The 19,748-nt window shown below is 52.4% G+C and carries 15 protein-coding genes and 2 pseudogenes; 14 read left to right on the top strand and 3 right to left on the bottom strand.

Features of this window, described 5'->3' with window-relative positions; translation table 11 throughout:
• Window positions 1–64: 64 nt before the first annotated feature.
• The 3 genes from mscM to rsgA form a co-directional block, all read right to left on the bottom strand.
• Window positions 65–3,403, bottom strand: coding sequence for a miniconductance mechanosensitive channel MscM (gene mscM / locus AACL06_RS05735; RefSeq protein ID WP_339036420.1), 3,339 nt, complete (start codon window positions 3,401–3,403; stop codon window positions 65–67).
• Between the two features lie 13 nt (window positions 3,404–3,416).
• Window positions 3,417–4,313 carry an archaetidylserine decarboxylase gene (gene asd / locus AACL06_RS05730; RefSeq protein WP_339036418.1) on the bottom strand — a complete coding sequence of 299 codons (897 nt, stop codon included), beginning with the start codon at window positions 4,311–4,313 and terminating at the stop codon, window positions 3,417–3,419.
• A 72-nt stretch (window positions 4,314–4,385) separates the two neighbouring features.
• A complete protein-coding gene (gene rsgA, locus AACL06_RS05725; RefSeq protein WP_339036416.1) occupies window positions 4,386–5,435 on the bottom strand; it encodes a small ribosomal subunit biogenesis GTPase RsgA in 1,050 nt (349 codons plus the stop codon).
• 284 nt (window positions 5,436–5,719) lie between these two features.
• Here rsgA and orn point away from each other — a divergent pair, with 284 nt between their 5' ends.
• The 14 genes and pseudogenes from orn to nsrR all read left to right on the top strand — a co-directional run bounded on the left by orn (window position 5,720) and on the right by nsrR (window position 19,716).
• Window positions 5,720–6,265 (top strand): oligoribonuclease, encoded by a 546-nt coding sequence (orn, locus tag AACL06_RS05720; protein ID WP_339036414.1) that lies wholly within the window; start codon window positions 5,720–5,722, stop codon window positions 6,263–6,265.
• Between the two features lie 22 nt (window positions 6,266–6,287).
• Complete coding sequence (locus tag AACL06_RS05715) at window positions 6,288–6,449, top strand: hypothetical protein (RefSeq protein ID WP_339036412.1); 162 nt, start codon at window positions 6,288–6,290, stop codon at window positions 6,447–6,449.
• A pseudogene (locus AACL06_RS05710) lies at window positions 6,382–7,284 on the top strand (IS5 family transposase). The gene AACL06_RS05715 and the pseudogene AACL06_RS05710 overlap by 68 nt, the downstream one beginning before the upstream one ends.
• A gap of 942 nt (window positions 7,285–8,226) precedes the next feature.
• On the top strand, window positions 8,227–8,691 hold the full coding sequence (gene tsaE / locus AACL06_RS05705) for a tRNA (adenosine(37)-N6)-threonylcarbamoyltransferase complex ATPase subunit type 1 TsaE (RefSeq protein WP_339036410.1): 465 nt from the start codon (window positions 8,227–8,229) through the stop codon (window positions 8,689–8,691).
• Between the two features lie 13 nt (window positions 8,692–8,704).
• Complete coding sequence (gene amiB / locus AACL06_RS05700) at window positions 8,705–10,297, top strand: N-acetylmuramoyl-L-alanine amidase AmiB (protein ID WP_425336895.1); 1,593 nt, start codon at window positions 8,705–8,707, stop codon at window positions 10,295–10,297.
• 130 nt (window positions 10,298–10,427) lie between these two features.
• Window positions 10,428–12,290, top strand: a complete 1,863-nt coding sequence (mutL, locus tag AACL06_RS05695) for a DNA mismatch repair endonuclease MutL (RefSeq protein ID WP_339036408.1) — start codon at window positions 10,428–10,430, stop codon at window positions 12,288–12,290.
• Complete coding sequence (gene miaA, locus AACL06_RS05690) at window positions 12,283–13,218, top strand: tRNA (adenosine(37)-N6)-dimethylallyltransferase MiaA (RefSeq protein WP_339036407.1); 936 nt, start codon at window positions 12,283–12,285, stop codon at window positions 13,216–13,218. Before mutL ends, miaA begins: the two co-directional genes overlap by 8 nt.
• Before the next feature lie 115 nt (window positions 13,219–13,333).
• Window positions 13,334–13,642: an RNA chaperone Hfq gene (hfq, locus tag AACL06_RS05685; protein ID WP_339036405.1), complete on the top strand. Its 309-nt coding sequence runs from the start codon at window positions 13,334–13,336 to the stop codon at window positions 13,640–13,642.
• A gap of 98 nt (window positions 13,643–13,740) precedes the next feature.
• A pseudogene (hflX, locus tag AACL06_RS05680) lies at window positions 13,741–14,944 on the top strand (ribosome rescue GTPase HflX).
• A 139-nt stretch (window positions 14,945–15,083) separates the two neighbouring features.
• Window positions 15,084–16,343, top strand: coding sequence for an FtsH protease activity modulator HflK (gene hflK, locus AACL06_RS05675; protein ID WP_339036403.1), 1,260 nt, complete (start codon window positions 15,084–15,086; stop codon window positions 16,341–16,343).
• Between the two features lie 3 nt (window positions 16,344–16,346).
• Window positions 16,347–17,351: a protease modulator HflC gene (hflC, locus tag AACL06_RS05670; RefSeq protein ID WP_339036401.1), complete on the top strand. Its 1,005-nt coding sequence runs from the start codon at window positions 16,347–16,349 to the stop codon at window positions 17,349–17,351.
• A 101-nt stretch (window positions 17,352–17,452) separates the two neighbouring features.
• Entirely contained in the window at window positions 17,453–17,614 is a 162-nt protein-coding gene (locus AACL06_RS05665) for a DUF2065 domain-containing protein (protein WP_339038309.1), read from the top strand.
• Window positions 17,615–17,712: 98 nt separating this feature from the next.
• A complete protein-coding gene (locus AACL06_RS05660; RefSeq protein WP_339036399.1) occupies window positions 17,713–19,011 on the top strand; it encodes an adenylosuccinate synthase in 1,299 nt (432 codons plus the stop codon).
• Between the two features lie 267 nt (window positions 19,012–19,278).
• Window positions 19,279–19,716 (top strand): nitric oxide-sensing transcriptional repressor NsrR, encoded by a 438-nt coding sequence (nsrR, locus tag AACL06_RS05655; RefSeq protein ID WP_339036397.1) that lies wholly within the window; start codon window positions 19,279–19,281, stop codon window positions 19,714–19,716.
• The last annotated feature ends 32 nt before the right edge of the window (window positions 19,717–19,748 follow it).

Here is a 19,748-nt window from a genome sequence, read left to right as displayed (position 1 = left end):
TTTATGAAGTATTCACTCGAGTTTAAACTCGACGCCATCCGGCATTTTTTTACTGCTGCATTTGCTACAGGCTACCGGATTCGCGTTTAGTGTTATGCGGCGGCGTGGAAGGTGTTATGCGGCCATTGTTGGTCAGCTGCGATAGTGTCTCGCTGCGTACCTGGAATGGCGGGTATGGTAGGGTAATGCCATTCTGGCGGTAGCCGGAAAGGATCAATTGGTGAATTTCATGGCGTAGCGGCATGCGGTTACCCATCTCAGCGGCGTAGATGCGTAGTTCGAAGATCTGAATACCCTGTTGCAGATCGACCAGATAAACCTCCGGGGCTGGGTTGTTCAACACCAGCGAACAGCGTTCGGCGGCTTTGGTTAGGATCTTGGTCACCTCTTCGCTGTTGGCATCGGCCGGGGCTGGTAAGGTCAGAACCACACGAGTCAGGGTGTCCGATAGCGACCAGTTGATTAATTGCTCGGTGATGAATGCCTTGTTTGGCACGATGATCTCTTTACGATCCCAATCCGAAATAGTGGTGGCACGGGTGTTGATCTTGGTAACGCTGCCAGTCAGATTGCAGATCGTTACCGTATCGCCGATGCGGATCGGTTTCTCAAACAGGATAATCAGGCCGGAGATAAAGTTGGAGAAGATTTCCTGCATACCGAAGCCCAACCCTAGACTGAGCGCAGTGATTACCCATTGCAGTTTCGACCATTCGATGCCAATCCAGGAGAAGCTGAGCACTGCGCCAAACAGCAGCAGCAGATACTTGGTGATGGTGGTAATGGCGTATCCGGTACCTGGCGTCAGATCCAGATGTTGCAGCACCGCCAGTTCCAATAGTGCCGGTAGGTTGCGCACCAACTGCATGGTGATGATTAACACTAGAATCGCGATCAGCACGGCACCCAAGGTGATTGGGTGCGTGGCTTCCACGCCATTGACCATCGAGGTAACGTCCCATAGGGATATGTTTCCCAGGAAGGCAAAGGCGGAGTGGATCTCTGACCACAACACGATCACCGACACCAGCGCGATCATCGTCAGGATCGAGCGTACCAACTGCAACGATTGGGCGCTGATTGCGTCCAGATTGATCTCTGAATCATCCGTATCCATCGAGCTTTCGATACTGTTCGGTGTATGCGGATTTTCTTCTTCGCCACGGGTGCGCTGCGCCAGAATGTCGGCACGGCGCTGCTTGGCACGGTCAAATGCGATGCGCCGCCGCTGGATCAGCATCCAGCGGCGAATAATATGATAAACCACCAGTAGGAAGAACCAAATCGCTACCGAGGTTTCTAACCGTGCCAGCAATGCCTGTGAGGTGGCCAGGTAGCCAACGCTGGCGGCCAGTGCCGCCAGCAAGGGTGCTGACAGCAGTAGCCTCCACAGCGCGCTATTGACCATATTGTCTCCGGAGCCTTTTTTGTCGAGATGCAGCGGGATGCCAGCGCGTTTCAGGCTGTTGGTGACGATAGCCAGTGCCAAGCACAGCAGGATGAAGCACAGTCGGCCCAGAGTATTGGCAAATTCACGTTCTTTCAGGCTGTCAAAGGTGATCAGCGCCATGAGTAATGGCACGATCAGCCAGATCGACATCTTGTAGTAGCGCATGGCCAATGAAACCTGTTTCACTGGCCAGCGGAAGTGCACGATAAACAGCCCTTGCGGATGAGCGAAGGCGGCGCAGATCATGCATACCCACAGGATCGGTAGTGTGGCTGTGACCCCTTTGCCGATCGCTTCTGCCACCGGGTAATTCCAGGCGCTCTGCAAACCAAAGCCGAGCGCTGCCCATAGCACCGGCAACGGTAGCGCCACCAGAATCGACCAGAATACGGTACACAGCGTCAGGGAGAACTCGTCTTGCGTGACCTTGCCCACTCGGCTGCTGGCGCGTGCTAGGAAGGCGTGATAGTGCTTGCGTGAGCTGATGCTGAAAATTACCAGCAGTAGGGCACCAAAAATCGGGATCAGCGTTTCGCGGCTAGTCACCATCATCATAAGGGCACCGCCAAGCTGTGCCAGCGTATCTAGCGACAACAAGCTTGTCAGATCGTGCGCGGCGTTAAGGGGGTAGGATAGGGTGATCGGATTGACGTTCGGCACCCAGAACAAATAACGATGGGCGGCGTCGTGGATTTCACTCAATGCCTCAATCAACTGAGTGTTGGCGACTTTCAGTTTGGTCAGTTCGATGATCTGGGTATCGCAGCCTGATAGCAGTGAGTTAAGCAATTCACGTTGAGTGCGCAGTTGCGCATCAGCGATGCGGCGCTCCACGTTGGTCAGTTCACTGCCATCGTCGTGCTTGAATTGGTGTTTTGGCAGTTTCTCCAACTGATTTTCAAATCGCAGACGCTGTACGCGTAAATGAACCATATCGCCGTCTAACTTCTGCGGTTTGGGTATATCTGGCAGTGTTGTTACTTGGGCGCGCAATGTTTCACCCAACACCGAAGAGGAACCGAGCCATTGTGCCTGCTCAACGATGGTGCTTAGCGCCTGACGCACCTGTAACGTTTGTACTGCAGCCTGCCGTTGTTGGGAAGAGATCAAATCCATACGCTGTGCTTGGTTGTTCAGCGTAGTAGAAAGAACACGGTTAGTCTGCAGCTGTTCACTGATGCTTTTTGGCAGATTGCCATTTTGCTCCGCCAACTGCTCGGTTCTTTCCAACGCCAGTTCGGCTTCGCGTTGGCGCTGTGCGTTGAGGTGATTACGTAGTGCCAGCAATTGAACGTCAAATTTCTCGTGGCGCTTTTTGTAAACCTCAGCGCGCATCCGCGCCAGTTCTTGGCGGTTATTGGCCGACAGTTGCGCCAGTTCTAGCTCATCCACCTTGGCTTTGCGTGCTGCGGCTTCTGTCTGTAATAGCGCCAGCGCCGCTTGAGTATATGCAGTGGTAGATTGCGCTTGCAAGCGGTGCTGTACTTCAGTCATCGCCCGGCGAGCAGCGGTCTGTTGTTGCAACTGTTGGCCGAGTGAATCGCTAATTTCCCGCTTACGTTCCTGTTCCTGTTGCAGCAGACGTGCCTGTTCCAGCAGTAGGCTGCTCGTCTGTAGGATCTGCTGTTCCAGAATGCTGGCCGGTAGATTGTCGCTATTTGGTAGGATTTTGCTGTTTTCCTGCGCTAACTGATGGCGCAATTCCAGCATCATCTGCGGGAAGTCATCGATTACCCGCTGATACTGTTCGGAACGGGCCATCGACTCCTTACGCTCCGAGAGCCAGTTGAGGGAGCTATGCAGTGTCTCAATGGTTTCCACCTGATTAGGCGTGTTCTTGTTACCCTCGGCCTGTTTCAACTCTTGCTGGAGCTGAGCTTCAGTGGGTACCGTTGCGGCCAGCACCGGTTGGAATAGTAAATAGCAGAGCAGTAGCGTAATAATCAGGCGCACAGCGTTACTTCCTTCAGATCTGCGGTGATTCAGCAGAGGCAACCGCGGCTAGGATTTCGGCAAAAGCCTCGCCCATGCGTGTGACGCTGCCGTTATTCAACTGTGGTGCGAACTGCACGCTGCCTGCGGTAAACAGGTTGATCACCGTCGAACCGAGTTTGAAGCGGCCCATTTCGGCACTTTTTTCCAACGCAATCGCCCCTTCTTCACCTGTGGCAGGGTAAGCCCAGCGTTTGATGATACCTTCGCGTGGTGGTGTGACGGTGCCAGCCCAGACGGTTTCGATGCTGCCGACAATAATGGCACCGACCAGGATTTGCACCATTGGACCTATGGCGGTATCAAACACGCAGATCACGCGTTCGTGGCGCGCAAACAGGTTTGGCACGAGAGCGGCGGTGAGCGGATTCACCGAGAACAAATCGCCGGGTACGTAGATCATTTCGCGCAGCACGCCAGCGCACGGCATATGCACGCGGTGATAGTCGCGCGGTGCCAGGTAAGTGGTAGCGAACAAGCCGTTGCGGAAAAGTTCAACCAGCATAGAGTTACCGGCCAGCAGCGCTTCCAGGCTGTAGTGGTGACCTTTGGCCTGGAAAATCAGGTCGTCGCGGATCGGGCCGAGCTGGCTGATGGTGCCATCGGCAGGTAGGGCAAGCCAGTTGGTGTCGCCGATGATTGGCCGCGCGCCTTCACGCAGCGGACGCACGAAGAAATCGTTAAAGCTTACGTAGGAGGCCAGATCTGGATTTTGTGCTGTCTGCATATCTACACGGTAGTAGCGGGTGAAGGTTTTCACTACCAGTTGGGTCAGCCAGCCAGCTTGTTTACTCGCACCCCAGCCAGCCAGACGGGTCAGTGCCAGTTTTGGCAACCAATACTGCAATTTAATCTTGATGCTATCTCGCACGTTAACCTCTTGAATAATAAATGGCGCTAATTGTAATGTGGGTTACCCAACTGCCAATGTTGCTCGCGATGATCAGTATGCCGCGTCAGTGAAATTTTTACGTCCCCTTACTTGCGCCATGCTTTCCAGAATATGGTGATAATTGTCAAAACGTTCTTCTGCGATATCGCCTTTCTCCATCGCCGCGCGGATGGTGCAGCCCGGATCGGTGTCGTGGCGGCAGTCGCGGAATTTGCAAGCGCCTAAGTAATTACGGAATTCGACAAAACCCTGAGTGATTTGTTCCGGCTGCAGATGCCACAGGCCAAATTCGCGTACTCCTGGGGAATCGATAACATCCCCGCCGTACGGGAAATGGTATAGCCGTGCGGTGGTGGTGGTATGTTGCCCTAGGCCAGACACCCCGGAAACCTGATTGACCTGAATTTGCTGTTCGGACGGTGGCAGCAGCGCGTTTAGCAGGCTGGACTTGCCAACCCCGGACTGACCGGCGAAGATACTGATTCGCCCGGCCAGTGCCTGTTCAAACGCCGCCATGCCTTCGAGCGTCTGACTGGATACTTCCAGCACCCGATAGCCAATCTTGCGGTAGGTTTCTATCATGCCGTCAATCCGCTGGCGTGCGGCGGTGTCTAGCAGGTCGATCTTGTTCAACACGATCAAGGCTTCGACCCCAAACGTTTCACAGGCTACCAGATAACGGTCGATGATGTTCAGCGAAAGCTCTGGCAGGATCGCCGAAATGATAACGATCTGATCGATATTGGTGGCGATCGGTTTCACGCCGTCATAAAAGTCTGGGCGTGTTAGCACGGAAGTGCGTTCGTGCACTGCTTCCACAATGCCGTTCACCCCTTTATGGGTACCGACGCCGGAACGCCATACGACACGGTCACCGGTGACCAGCGATCGCAACGTGCGGCGGATGTTGCAGCGGTGCTGGGTGCCATCACTCGCTTCAACGTCGGCGTGCATCCCAAAACGGCTGATCACCCTGCCGTCCTGCGGTTCCCCCAGTTGGGAATCATCCAACTCCGGTTTGTTATCAGCGCGCTTTAGGCGATGCTGATGGTTCGCCTGCACGCGACGTTGTTGACCTTTGGACAGTTTGTTCTTGCTCACTGCGCCTCACTTGGATCCGCTTTATAGCCTTCACATTTCAGGCCGCAGCGGCGTTGGCTTCCCTTACTCACCCTAGTCACTGGGTTGACCAAGCTCCTGGGGATTTGCACGTTCGCCACCTTGCCGTAGCCTGGAATCTATTGGGTATATATCGCCGACGGCGACCAAAAAGACTATGATACACACTATTTTATATTAAATAACCGTTGTCAGCAGCCATGTTTGGCGAAGGGGCGGCACCACCCGCGTATTGTTTTTCTTTCGGCTTTTAGGCAGGAAATATCATGACAGGAAACAAAAGCAACCTGATTTGGATCGATCTAGAGATGACTGGGCTAGATCCAGAACGTGACCGTATCATTGAGATCGCCACGTTGGTCACCGATGCCAATTTGAACATTTTGGCCGAAGGGCCAGTGATCGCTGTGCATCAGTCTGACGAACAACTTGGGCTGATGGATGACTGGAATGTGCGCACTCACATGGGCAGTGGGCTGGTGGCACGGGTGAAGGCTAGCTATCTTGACGATCGTGCCGCCGAGATGGCAACCATCGCCTTCCTGCGACAGTTGGTACCAGTCGGTAAATCGCCTATCTGTGGGAACAGCGTGGGCCATGATCGACGTTTTCTGTTCCGCTACATGCCTGAACTGGAGGCTTACTTCCACTATCGTTCTCTGGATGTCAGCACCCTGAAAGAGTTGGCGCGCCGTTGGAAGCCGGAAATTCTCAACGGCAGCAAGAAGCAGAGTACCCATCAGGCGATGAATGACATCCGCGAATCAGTCGCTGAACTGGCGTATTATCGCGAGCATTTTATTCAGCTATAACGGCTAAAATCTTTGCGCGGCGTTGTTGAATAAATCGAACATTTGGCCGGCACGCGGATCAGATCACTCTCCTTATGTCAAAATAGCGACATTCCGTGGCCCAGCAAAAGTTCAACATCACCAACTGGAAGGCTTACAACAACGCCCTGATCACTCGGGGTTCACTCACTTGCTGGGGGGATGAAACGGCACTTCACGCCTGGTACTGCGAGGCAAAACCTTCTCTGCGTGGTCGCCCACCACATTATTCCGATATGGCAATCACCAGCGTATTGATGCTGAAACGGATTTTCGGCCTGACACTTCGCGCCCTCCAGGGCTTCATCGACTCCAGTGTCACACTGATCAAAGTGCCGTTGAACTGCCCGGACGACACCTGCATCAGTAAGCGGGCAAAGTCCGGCCATGTCCCGTTTAAAACCGCAACGCCGGGTGAAATTGCGCACCTCGTTATCGACTCTAGCGGGCTCAACGTGTTGGGTGAAGGGGAGTGGAAAGTAAAAAAATACGGTCAGGAAAAACGGCGGATCTGGCGAAAATTGCATTTGGCCGTAGATACAGAAACACATGAGGTCATCTGTGCTGACCTTTCCTTGAGCAATGTCACCGATACCGAAGCCTTCCCAGGTCTCATCCGCCAGAGGTACCGTAAAATCAAAGTCGCCTCGGCGGATCGGGCTTAGGATACGCGAGTGTGTGATGATGAGTTAAGGGGCAAGAAGCTCAAGGCGTTAATACCGCCCAGCAGCGGAGCCCGTTATTGGTCGGCAGACTATGCAGAGCGAAATCAAGCGGTGGTGCACCAGCGCGTTACCGGAGACAAAACACGGTGGAAAAGTATCACAGGCTACCACCGACGTTCGATAGCGGCAACAGCGAGGTATAGAGTAAAACAGCTATTTGGTGGTCACCTGTCGCTGCGAGATTATGATGGGCAAGTGGCAGAGGCGCTGGCCATGATATGTGCATTAAACAAGATGACGCTCGCCGGTATGCCAGAAAGTGTACGCCTTGCCTGAAAGCTGCCCATTCACGGGACTCTTTATTCCAAATCCGATTTATTCAACAAAGCCTCTTTGCGCTAAAAACACCCATTTCTGCCACTTAATTTACTGACTTGATGCTTTATGCGGCAGTCAGAAAAAAAGGCATTTTTTGCTTTTTAGGGTTTGCGGCTAAAAGGATTTCTCGTACAATGCGCACCCCGTACCGATGAATAATTCGTTAAGCTTTCAGCATCGATACGATGTGCGGGAATAGCTCAGCTTATAGACCCAGACCTTGGCAGGGTCGGGGTCGCGGGTTCGGATCTCGCTCTAGTTTTCTCTTTTTTCCAGCTCTGCTCTGCCCCTGTTCTAGGGCAGAGCTTTTTTGCACTTATATAATTGGTATAATTGCTGTGAATAGACTTATCGACAGCTCGTCTATATAATAATACCCTCGTCTAAAAAATCAATACTGTGCGAACAGGGTATTTATTATATTAATTTATAACGATATTTTTACATAAAAACTTTACCTCGATCACTTGCTCTTTTTTTTACAGTAAATATAAAGACAACGCATTTTTATTTTTATCCATAAATCCATAGACAGACTTTGGCCTCCCGGTTTATAGGTCTGCTATTGGCTTTAAGCATCCCAATACCTTTTCCACAGCCCGTATCAAGCGTTTTTCATGCCGTCGGCCCCCCTAGGCTCTAAGCGTTACGCGCGGACATGCGCACCTTGCGCGTTATCCACCGGCAATTTATGCGCTGAACTTTCTGGCATTAAATCCTGAGAAGCGTCAGAATCCCGTGATCACTATGTATTATGAGGAAAGCTGCGCTTGTTAGGATGTCGCAGCACTTGCTACCGTTTCGCAAGGCGTGAATACAAATAATAAGAACCGGTTGGCAACAGATTTATTGCCGCAAATCCTTTCGTTCATCCTGAGTGGGCACAATAGACTTTATCACATGAAAGAACACGTTTTAGCTCTGCCGGATGAGGCAGAGACTGTCGAAATAGGTGCCGCTTTGGCCAAATCCTGTGATCGCGCTAGCGTAATTTATCTTTACGGTGATCTGGGTGCAGGTAAAACCACCTTCTGCCGTGGTTTTTTACAGGGCTTGGGTTATCAGGGGAAGGTTAAAAGCCCTACTTTCACGCTGGTGGAACCGTATGCGCTACATCCGCTGACGGTTTATCACTTTGATCTGTATCGATTGGCCGATCCAGAAGAACTCGAATTTATGGGCATTCGCGATTATTTTTTCCAGGATGCTATTTGCCTAGTTGAATGGCCACAGCATGGCAGCGGCGTGCTGCCGGAAGCGGATCTGGCGCTGTATCTCAGCTATCATAATCAGGGGAGAGCAGCAAAGATTCAGGCGGTTTCCGCTTATGGTAGCCAGCTTCTAGAGCGTATTCACGGGCAATAGGAATGACGCCGTAATGATGTATGCGTTGAGAAAACTCGTCTTAATCGCCTTGATCGCCGTGCTGGGTTCATTGGGTGCGGTCAGTGTGCTAGCGGCGTCTGCATTATCCAATATCAACGTGTCCAGTACCCCGCGCAAAGCAACAGTTTCGGTGAACTTTAACGGCCCACCAAGCTATGCTTTTTTCTCGCTGCATGGGCCGGAACGTGTGGTGTTGGACGTGAACCAGAAGGGTAAGGTCGGTGGCCTGCCGCTGAACTTCAGCGGCCAAAATCTGGTAAGAAGCATTCACTCCAGCGCGCCAAAAGATAATCAGAGTGTGCGTCTGGTGTTCGATTTGACCCAGCGCGCCAAGATCTGCGTGGCTACGCGCCAGAATGGCGGGGTACACATCCTGGTGTTCACCCTTGTCGCTGAGGGCGGCACTAACGCGACTTTGGTACATAAGGCTGCGGTGGCTGCTCCGGTGACGATAATCCAACCGCCGCCGGTGCGGCCAGCACTAAACGGCGCTAATCCTTTTACCAATAAGCCTAGCATGGTGGCGGGTATAGCAACGGGAGTCACACCGCGCAGCAGTCGCGTTTCTGCTGGTTCTGGCGACCGGGTCGTGGTGGCAATCGACGCCGGACACGGCGGGCAAGATCCGGGTGCCATTGGCCAGAATGGTCTGAAAGAAAAAAACGTTACCATCGCTGTTGCGCGCCGTTTGCAGGCGTTGCTGAATGATGATCCGCAATTCAAACCGGTGTTGACGCGTAACGGCGATTACTTTTTATCGGTGATGGGACGTTCCGATGTGGCACGCAAACAGGGTGCCAACGTATTGGTTTCGATCCACGCTGATGCTGCACCTAATCGCAGCGCCAACGGCGCATCGGTCTGGGTGTTGTCCAACCGCCGTGCCAATAGCGAGATGGCCGGCTGGCTTGAGCAACACGAGAAACAGTCTGAACTGCTCGGTGGCGCTGGCGACATGCTGGTCAATAGCCAGGCCGATCCTTATCTAAGCCAAGCAGTGCTGGATCTGCAATTTGGTCATTCGCAGCGAGTGGGTTACGACGTGGCGCTGAAGGTTCTGCAACAGTTGCAGCGCGTAGGTTCGCTGCATAAGCGTCGGCCAGAGCACGCCAGCCTTGGTGTGTTACGCTCGCCGGATATTCCATCGCTGTTGGTGGAAACAGGATTTATCAGTAATAGCAAGGAGGAGCGGCTGCTGGGCAGTAGCGCGTATCAGGATAAAATTGCCCGGGCCATCTGTAATGGCCTGCGCGATTATTTCTTGGCGCATCCGCTACAAGCCGATCCAAAGATGGAAAGCCGACCGCTGGGCAATTTGGCTGGCACTAGTCGCTGCGTAGGTGGCAAGACCCAGATACATGTGGTTAAGCGCTCGGAAACGCTGTTTGGTATCGCCATCAGCTACAGCACCACCCTGGCTGTGTTACGCGAATTGAACAAACTGAAAAAGGATGGCGTGTGGGTTGGTCAACGCCTTAAAGTGCCGGTCGATAAAACAGCGGCTACCGTTACCTCTATCGCCAAGGCGAACACACTGGCGCAAAAAACCGTTAAACATAAGGTGACCCAAGGTAATACGCTGTAATCTATAGCTGCGCGTTATGTTATTAGCGTCAACGCCCTGAAGCAGGTGAATAAATTGAAATCGGACGTTGCGCTGCCGGGTCGGACGCTGACTATTCCGCAGGCCTAGCGTCATCATCATAGGAGTTAACATGCCTATCCAGGTGTTACCGCAACAACTTGCCAACCAGATCGCCGCCGGAGAAGTGGTCGAACGGCCAGCATCTGTGGTGAAGGAACTGGTGGAAAACAGCTTGGATGCTGGGGCAACTTGCATTGATATCGATATCGAACGCGGCGGAGCCAAGTTGATCCGCATTCGTGATAACGGCTGTGGCATTGGCAAAGATGACCTTGCGCTGGCTTTGGCCCGCCATGCCACCAGTAAAATAAGCACCCTCGACGATCTGGAAGCCATCGTCAGCCTTGGTTTTCGCGGCGAAGCACTGGCCAGCATCAGCTCTGTTTCCCGTTTGAGCCTTACCTCACGTACCGCCGAACAGAGCGAAGCCTGGCAAGCTTATGTTGAAGGCTGCGATCAGACGGTGACGGTCAAACCCGCTGCGCATCCGGTCGGCAGTACGCTGGCAGTGCTGGATCTGTTTTACAATACCCCGGCACGCCGCAAGTTCATGCGTACTGAGAAAACCGAATTTGGTCATATTGATGAAGTAGTGCGGCGTATAGCATTGGCACGCTTCGATGTAGCGATAAACCTTAGCCATAATGGCAAGCTGATTCGTCAGTACCGCGCGGCGAAAGAGAAAAACCAGCATGAGCGCCGGCTGAGCAGCATTTGCGGTTTAGCTTTTTTGCAGCATGCACTGAACCTTTCCTTGCAGCATGGCGAATTGTCAATCTGTGGTTGGGTAGCAGATCCCGCTGGCGCGCGACAAATGGGTGAAATACAGTACTGCTACGTTAACAGCCGCATGATGCGCGATCGCTTGATTAACCACGCGATCCGCCAAGCCTATCAGGATCAGCTTAAAGACAATCAGCAGCCCGCTTATGTGCTGCATCTTGAGGTAGACCCGCATCAAGTGGACGTAAATGTTCACCCAGCTAAGCATGAGGTGCGCTTCAATCAGGCGCGTCTGGTGCACGATTTTATTTATCAGGCGGTAACCAGGGTGTTGCAGCAAGCTAGCTCTGCGCTGCTGCCGGAGGAACTGACCGAAAAGGAAACACCTATCTGGCAGCCGGAAAATCGCATCGCCGCTGGCGGCAACCACTTCTCTCAGCCTACGCCGTGTTGCGAAAAAATGCCGTCTTCACCACCAGCGTCCGCTCGCGGACGCTCACCACAGCCAGCCTATCATTCGGGCCGCGGCTACCAAAAGCGTGAAGGTGAGTTATACGGCAAGCTGTTACAAGCTGCCAAGCCACAGGACGAAATGCCAAAGCAACCACTATTTCCACCGGTAAAGTCCGCGCAGGAAGCGCTGCCAGCAAGCCACTCGCACAGTTTTGGTCGGGTGATGATGATCCATCCACCGTGTTATGCACTGATTGACTGGCAGAACCAGCTCGCTTTACTCAACCTGCTGGTGGCGGAGCGCTGGCTGCGTCAGACACAGCTCAACCTGCCGGAAGAAGGGTTGCGCTCACAGCCGCTGCTGGTTCCGATCAAGCTGGTGTTGAATAAAAATGAAGCGACGGCGATAGTGCGCCATCAGGCGCTGTTGGTGAAAATGGGGTTGGATTTGCAGGCGGATCACGGCCATGTGATGCTGCGGGCATTGCCTTTACCGTTGCGTCAACAAAATTTACAAACACTCATTCCTGAGCTGTTAGGCTATCTGGCCGAGCACCAGGAAATGTCACCTACAATGCTGGCCATTTGGCTCGCCCAACATTTAGGCAGTGAGCATCAACAGTGGAACTCCTCGCAAGCGATACAATTGCTAACCGATGTTGAACGACTCTGCCCGCAGTTGGTCAAATCGCCACCGAGCGGGCTTTTACAACTCGTTGATCTCCAGGCTGCACTGGCAGCTCTTAAGCATGAGTGAAATAATACGACGCCCCCCGGCTATTTTTATCATGGGGCCGACTGCTTCAGGCAAAACTAAGCTAGCGATCGCGCTGCGGCAGCGCCTGCCTGTGGAATTGATCAGCGTGGATTCCGCATTAATTTATCGCGGTATGGATATAGGCACCGCCAAGCCAAGCACCGGAGAGTTGGCGCAGGCACCGCACCGGCTAATTGATATCCGCGATCCAGCGCAAACCTACTCAGCGGCGGATTTTCGCGCCAACGCGTTAAAAGAGATGGCTGACATCACCTCCGCTGGGCGCATTCCGCTGCTAGCGGGTGGCACCATGCTCTATTATAAGGCGCTGTTAGCAGGGTTATCGCCGCTGCCTCCCGCCGATCCGTCGGTACGCGAGCGTATAGAACAGCAGGCGGTGGAACAAGGGTGGAAGGCTTTGCACCTCCAGTTGCAGGAAATCGACCCGGTTTCGGCATTAAAAATTCATCCGAATGATCCGCAGAGACTCTCCAGAGCACTGGAAGTTTTTTTTATTTCAGGTAAAACTTTAACGGAAATGATTAAAATTTCGGGTGAATCGTTGCCGTATCATGTCCACCAATTCGCGATAGCGCCGTCCAGCCGTGCGTTGATTCATCAACGCATTGAGTTGCGGTACCTACAAATGTTGGCTGCGGGTTTTGAGGCGGAAGCGCGCGCACTTTTTGCACGGGATGATTTGCATACAGATTTGCCTTCCATTCGCAGTGTTGGCTACCGCCAGATGTGGTCATATTTGTCTGGCGAAATGAGTTACGATGAGATGGTTTATCGTAGTATTTGCGCAACGCGTCAGCTAGCCAAACGCCAAATGACCTGGTTACGCGGCTGGAATTCGGTGCATTGGCTGGACAGCGATAAGCCGGGAGAGGCTTTGAAAGCGGTAATACAGGTTGTTAGTGCATAGGTTGAGTGATTGTGTACAATTGATGAGTATTCAGCGCGCAAATTTTTGCATCGTTTATTTTATAGAGCCAGCAGGTTCTTATTTACAAACAACAAGCATATAAGGAAAAGATAGAATGGCTAAGGGGCAATCTTTGCAAGATCCGTTCCTGAACGCACTGCGTCGTGAACGGGTTCGGGTTTCTGTTTATTTGGTAAATGGTATTAAGCTGCAAGGCCAGATTGAGTCTTTTGACCAGTTTGTCATCCTGCTCAGAAACACCGTAAGCCAGATGATTTATAAGCATGCTATTTCTACGGTTGTTCCGTCACGTCCGATTTCACACCATAGTAATAATCCGAATGGCGGTACCAGTAATCATCACCATGTTAACAGCCCGTCTGCGCCGCAGCAGCCACCGCAGGAAAATGATGAAGCTAAATGAAGCGCTTTGTCAGCCCGCCATGGCGGAGAACATAAACAGCTGTGCGCTGTTTATGCTCCTTAACCTTGCTGTTTATGTCTGTTTGAGAGGTTGCACGCTTGTTTGACCGTTATAAAACCGGTGAGCAGGCCGTCTTGGTTCATATTTACTTCTCGCAAGACAAAGATACTGAAGATTTCAGCGAGTTCGAATCCTTGGTGTCCTCGGCGGGTGTCGAAGCTTTTCAAGTGGTGACAGGAAGCCGCAACGCCCCACATCCTAAGTACTTTGTCTGTGAAGGAAAGGCCGAAGAAATCGCCGATGTAGTAAAAGTAAGCGGCGCATCTGTTGTTCTGTTTAATCACTTCCTCTTCCCGGCGCAGGAGAGAAACCTTGAGCATCGGTGTGAATGCCGGGTGATTGATCGCACCGGGTTGATTTTAGACATCTTTGCCCAGCGCGCTCGCAACCCATGAAGGTAAGTTGCAGGTATAGCTGGCTTAGCTGCGCCATATCGCCACACGCTTGGTGCGTGGTTGGACGCATCTAGAGCGCCAAAAAGGGGGGATTGGCCTGCGTGGGCCGGGCGAAACTCAGTTAGAGACTGACCGTCGATTGTTGCGTGATCGCATCAGCTTGATTTTGCGCCGTCTGGGGCGGGTTGAAAAGCAGCGTGAACAGGGCCAGCGGGCGCGAACCCGTGTCGCTGGTGGGCTACACTAATAACACTGGCAAGTCCACCTTATTTAACCGAATGACATCTGCCAGGGTGTACGCAGCAGACCAGCTATCACCTTCGACCTTACTCTGCGGCGTATCAGTGTGGCGGATGTGGGCGATACCGTGTTGGCTGATACCGTAGGCTTTATCCGGCACTTGCCGCACGATCTGGTGGCTGCCTTTAAGGCGACACTACAGGAAACGCATCAGGCGTCTTTGCTGTTACATGTTATTGATTCCGTAGATATCCGTGTCAATGAAAACATAGAAGCGGTTAACACCCTGCTGGCGGAGATTGACTCGGATGAGATCCCTACACTGTTAGTGATGAACAAAATAGATAGGCTGGATGATTTTGTTCCGCGTATCGACCGCAACGATGAAAACTTACCGATCCGGGCGTGGCTATCCGCCGCCAGTGGTGAAGGTATCTCGTTGCTATATCAGGCGTTGACGGAGCGCTTATCGGGGGAAATCATGCATTATGCGCTACAGGCAGGCCGTATTCGCAGCAGTTTTTATCAGCTTCAGGCAATTGAGAAAGAGTGGAACGAGAAAGATGGCTGTATTAGCGTGGTAGTACGTATGACTAGCGTCGAGTAGCATCGCCTCTGCAAACAGGAACAGAGACAGCTTCACTTTATCGTATGATCATCTCCTGTTACATTTGATAACCTGCTGTACTAGTATAAAGTATAAGTGTCAGACTGAAGTACCTAAATCACAAAATATGGAGCTAAACATGGCGTGGAATCAGCCCCGTAATAACGGACAGGACCGCGATCCGTGGGGGAGCGGCAAAAATAATGGCGGCAACTCCGGCGGTAACAACAAAAGTGGTCGTGACCAAGGGCCACCTGATTTGGACGATATCTTTCGCAAACTGAGCAAGAAATTGAGCAGTTTGGGGGTGAGTAAAAGCTCCAACAGCAATAGCGGCGGCACCGATACCTCAGATCCAGGTTATAGCAGCCGTATCATCTGTATCGCGGCTGTTGCCGTAGTGGTGATCTGGGCTGCCAGCGGCTTTTACACCACCAAGGAGGCTGAACGTGGTGTAGTGACTCGCTTCGGTAAGTTCAGCCATTTGGTACAGCCGGGTCTGAATTGGAAGCCGACTTTCATCGACGAAGTGCGCCCGGTTAACGTAGAGTCTGTGCGTGAACTGGCGGCCTCTGGCGTGATGTTGACTTCCGATGAAAATGTGGTGCGCGTAGAAATGAACGTACAGTACCGTGTGACCAATCCAGAAACCTATCTGTTCAGCGTGGTGAATGCCGACGACAGCCTGAGTCAAGCGACTGACAGCGCCCTGCGCGGCGTGATCGGCAAATACTCGATGGATCGTATCCTGACCGAAGGCCGTACCGTGGTGCGTAACAATACTCAACGCATGTTAGAAGAGACCATTCGTCCTTACAACATGGGTATCACGCTTCTGGACGTCAACTTCCAGGCTGCGCGTCCGCCGGAGGAAGTTAAAGCATCGTTCGATGATGCTATCGCCGCGCGTGAGAACGAGCAGCAGTACATTCGTGAAGCGGAAGCCTACGCTAACGAGGTGCAGCCGCGTGCCAACGGTCAAGCGCAGCGCTTGTTGGAAGACGCCAAGGCATACAAAGATCGTACCGTTTTGGAAGCCCAGGGCGAGGTAGCTCGCTTCGCCAAGCTGCTGCCGGAATACAAATCAGCCCCAGAAATTACCCGTGAGCGTCTGCATATCGAAACCATGGAAAAAGTCTTGAGTCATACCCGCAAGGTGCTGGTCAGTGATAAAGGCAATAATTTGATGGTGTTACCGCTGGATCAAATGCTACGCGGCCACGCTAATATCCCGGCGGTCAGTAGCGACAAAGACACCAGCCTGATTCGTCTCACCCCTGTTCCCTCTGCCCATGGCGGCATCAGTTCCAACAACCAGCAAACCCGCAGCGATTCGAGCATGAACCAACGCCAGGCAAATGCACAGCGCGACGACACCACTCGCGTAGGGAGAGAGTAATCAATGCGTAAGTCTTTTATAGTTATCGTCCTCGCGGTGCTGATGGCGATATACACTTCACTGTTTGTGGTGCAGGAAGGTCAGCGTGGCATCGTGCTGCGCTTTGGCAAGGTGCTGCGCGACAGTGAAAATAAACCGCTGGTGTATGCACCGGGTATGCACTTCAAGATCCCGTTTATTGAAACCGTGAAGAGCCTGGATGCGCGTATCCAGACTATGGATAACCAGGCCGATCGTTTCGTCACCAGTGAAAAGAAAGACCTGATTGTTGACTCCTACCTGAAGTGGCGTATCAGCAATTTCAGCCGTTACTATCTGGCGACTGGCGGCGGCGATGTCTCTCAGGCCGAAGTGCTGTTAAAACGTAAATTAAGCGACCGCTTGCGTTCCGAGATCGGCCGTCTGGACGTGAAGGAAATCGTGACCGACTCGCGCGGAAAGTTGATGTCAGACGTGCGCACTGCACTGAATACCGGCACGGTGGGTGATGGCGAAGAAGTGGCGGCCAGTGGGGCCGATGACGCTATTGCCTCCGCAGCGGCGCGCGTTGAGCGGGAAACCACCGGCAAACGGCCGCCGCTTAACTCGAACAGCATGGCAGCGCTGGGTATTGAAGTGATCGACGTGCGTATCAAGCAGATCAACCTTCCTGTCGAAGTGTCTGACGCTATCTACCAGCGTATGCGTGCTGAACGTGAAGCGGTAGCCCGCCGTTTGCGTTCGCAGGGCCAGGAAGAAGCGGAGAAGCTGCGGGCCAGTGCGGACTACGAAGTGACGCGTACCTTGGCGGAAGCTGAGCGTCAGGCGAGAATCACTCGTGGTGAAGGTGATGCCGAATCGGCTAAATTGTTTGCTAGCGTGTTCAGCCAGGCTCCGGATTTCTACGCCTTTATCCGTAGTTTGCGTGCTTATGAAGCCAGCTTTAGCAACAATCAGGACGTGATGGTACTCAGCCCAGATAGCGATTTCTTTCGCTATATGAAGTCGCCTGATTCCACGCGTAAGTAATCGCGACAGGTAAATTATCAGGGGTCCGTTTAATCGCGGGCCTTTTCTTATCTGGGGGATCCATGAATGCAGCAATCTGATTGGCGCTTGGGTTGGTTTTAATGCTAGAAAGGCTAGGGACGATGCGATTTCCACAAGCCTGGCGCCCAATAATATTGGCGATGACTCAGTTGCCTGATGCTACTCTGCGGCGATTTGGCGGTGGAATAGTGGTTTCGGTTTGTGTGATCTATTACATTTTCTGCAGACATGCAAAGAGATAAAGCTTAGTCTAAAAAATGCGTAATTGCATGCTAAAAGTGCTGAAAATCGAAAATTACGGTGGTAGAATCCATTTTTAAGCAACTGGTGATTTTGAAAAATGGGTAAGAACGTCGTCGTACTGGGCACCCAATGGGGTGACGAAGGTAAGGGCAAGGTCGTAGACCTGCTAACTGAACGAGCTCAATATGTTGTGCGCTATCAAGGTGGTCATAACGCTGGCCATACTCTGATTATTAACGGTGAAAAAACCGTCCTTCATTTAATTCCTTCTGGCATCCTGCGTGAAAACGTCACCAACATCATCGGCAACGGTGCTGTTCTGGCTCCCGGTGCTTTAATGAAAGAAATGGGGGAACTCGAAGCTCGCGGCATCCCGGTACGCGAACGTCTGTTACTGTCCGAGGCCTGCCCATTGATCCTGGCTTACCATGTGGCGCTGGATAACGCGCGTGAGAAAGCGCGCGGCGCTAAAGCCATCGGTACCACTGGTCGCGGCATCGGCCCGGCTTACGAAGATAAAGTGGCGCGCCGTGGTTTACGCGTCAGTGACCTGTTCAACAAAGAAACCTTCGCCGTTAAGCTGAAGGAAGTTGTTGATTATCATAACTTTCAGTTGGTTAACTACTACAAAGTTAAAGCCGTTGATTACCAGGCAACGCTAGATTATGTGCTGTCCATCGCCGACATCCTGACCGCCATGGTGGTTGACGTTTCCGAACTGCTGGACGATGCGCGCAAGCGTGGTGAGCTGATTATGTTCGAAGGTGCTCAGGGTACTCTACTGGATATTGATCACGGAACCTATCCGTATGTGACCTCTTCTAACACTACCGCTGGCGGCGTGGCTACGGGGTCAGGTATTGGTCCTCGTTACGTGGATTATGTGCTGGGTATTGTCAAAGCCTACTCCACCCGTGTGGGTGCCGGCCCTTTCCCAACCGAACTATTCGATGAGACTGGCGAATATATGTGCAAGCAGGGTAACGAATTCGGTGCCACTACTGGCCGCCGCCGTCGTACAGGCTGGCTGGATGCGGTTGCGGTGCGTCGTGCAGTACAGATTAACTCCTTGTCCGGTTTTTGCCTGACCAAGTTAGATGTGCTGGATGGATTGAAGGAAGTGAAGATTTGCGTGGGCTATCGTATGCCTGATGGCCGCGAAATGACCACCACCCCACTGGCGGCAGAAGAATGGGAAGGTATCGAACCCATCTACGAAAGTATGCCGGGTTGGAGCGAAAGCACCTTTGGTGTGAAAGAGCAAAGCAAACTGCCACTGGCAGCGCTGGACTACATCAGGCGCATTGAAGAACTGACTGGCGTACCGGTAGATATTATCTCTACCGGCCCGGACCGTAGCGAAACCATGATCTTGCGTGACCCGTTCGACGCATAATCAACTCTTGTTACCTAGGGCTGCACCACGATTGTGGGGTGCAGTCTGTTTAATCTGGGCGTGTTCCTTCCCGTTCTTTATCCTGTTTATTCCCCTCGGTTGCGGATCCACAGCAAAAAATATTTTTCAATACCTGCTCCAAAACTTGAGACACGCTAAATAATTAGCTACGAACTCTCTGGCTGGTTTATTATCCAAGGAGTCATCTTCTAAATAAAGCAGCAAAGCGGCCTATCAAGACGGGTAACGTGATACCTAGAGGTAGATGTGCAGTTAACGAGTTTCACTGATTATGGCTTGCTGGCGCTAATCTACATGGCCTGGCTGCCACCGGACAAAATGACCAGTATATCGAAAGTGACCGATGTCTACGGCGTGTCTCGCAACCATATAGTTAAGATAATCAATCAGCTAAGCCGTGTTGATTTTGTCACTGTGATACTCGGGAAAAACGGCGGCATCCGTTTGAGTCAACCAGGCGAAACTATTCGCCTCGGTGATATGGTGAGAGAGCTGGAACCGCTTTCACTGGTCAACTTCCGCAGTGATTTCTGCCAAATAAGTCCTGCCTGCCGCTTGAATCAGGTGCCCCATCATGGCGTACAAAATTTCCTTGAAGAACTGAATAACGACACCCTAGCCGATATGGTCGAAGGCAATTCCCTACTCTACAAGCTTGCTGCTTGCCGAATAAAACGTCGTTGAGAGACAAAATTCAGCGATATCCTGCTGATGAC

It is taken from the genome of Serratia symbiotica (Periphyllus acericola), assembly GCF_964019515.1.
Classification (GTDB): Bacteria; Pseudomonadota; Gammaproteobacteria; order Enterobacterales; family Enterobacteriaceae; genus Serratia; species Serratia symbiotica_D.
This window is presented reverse-complemented; position numbering and strand designations above follow the sequence as displayed.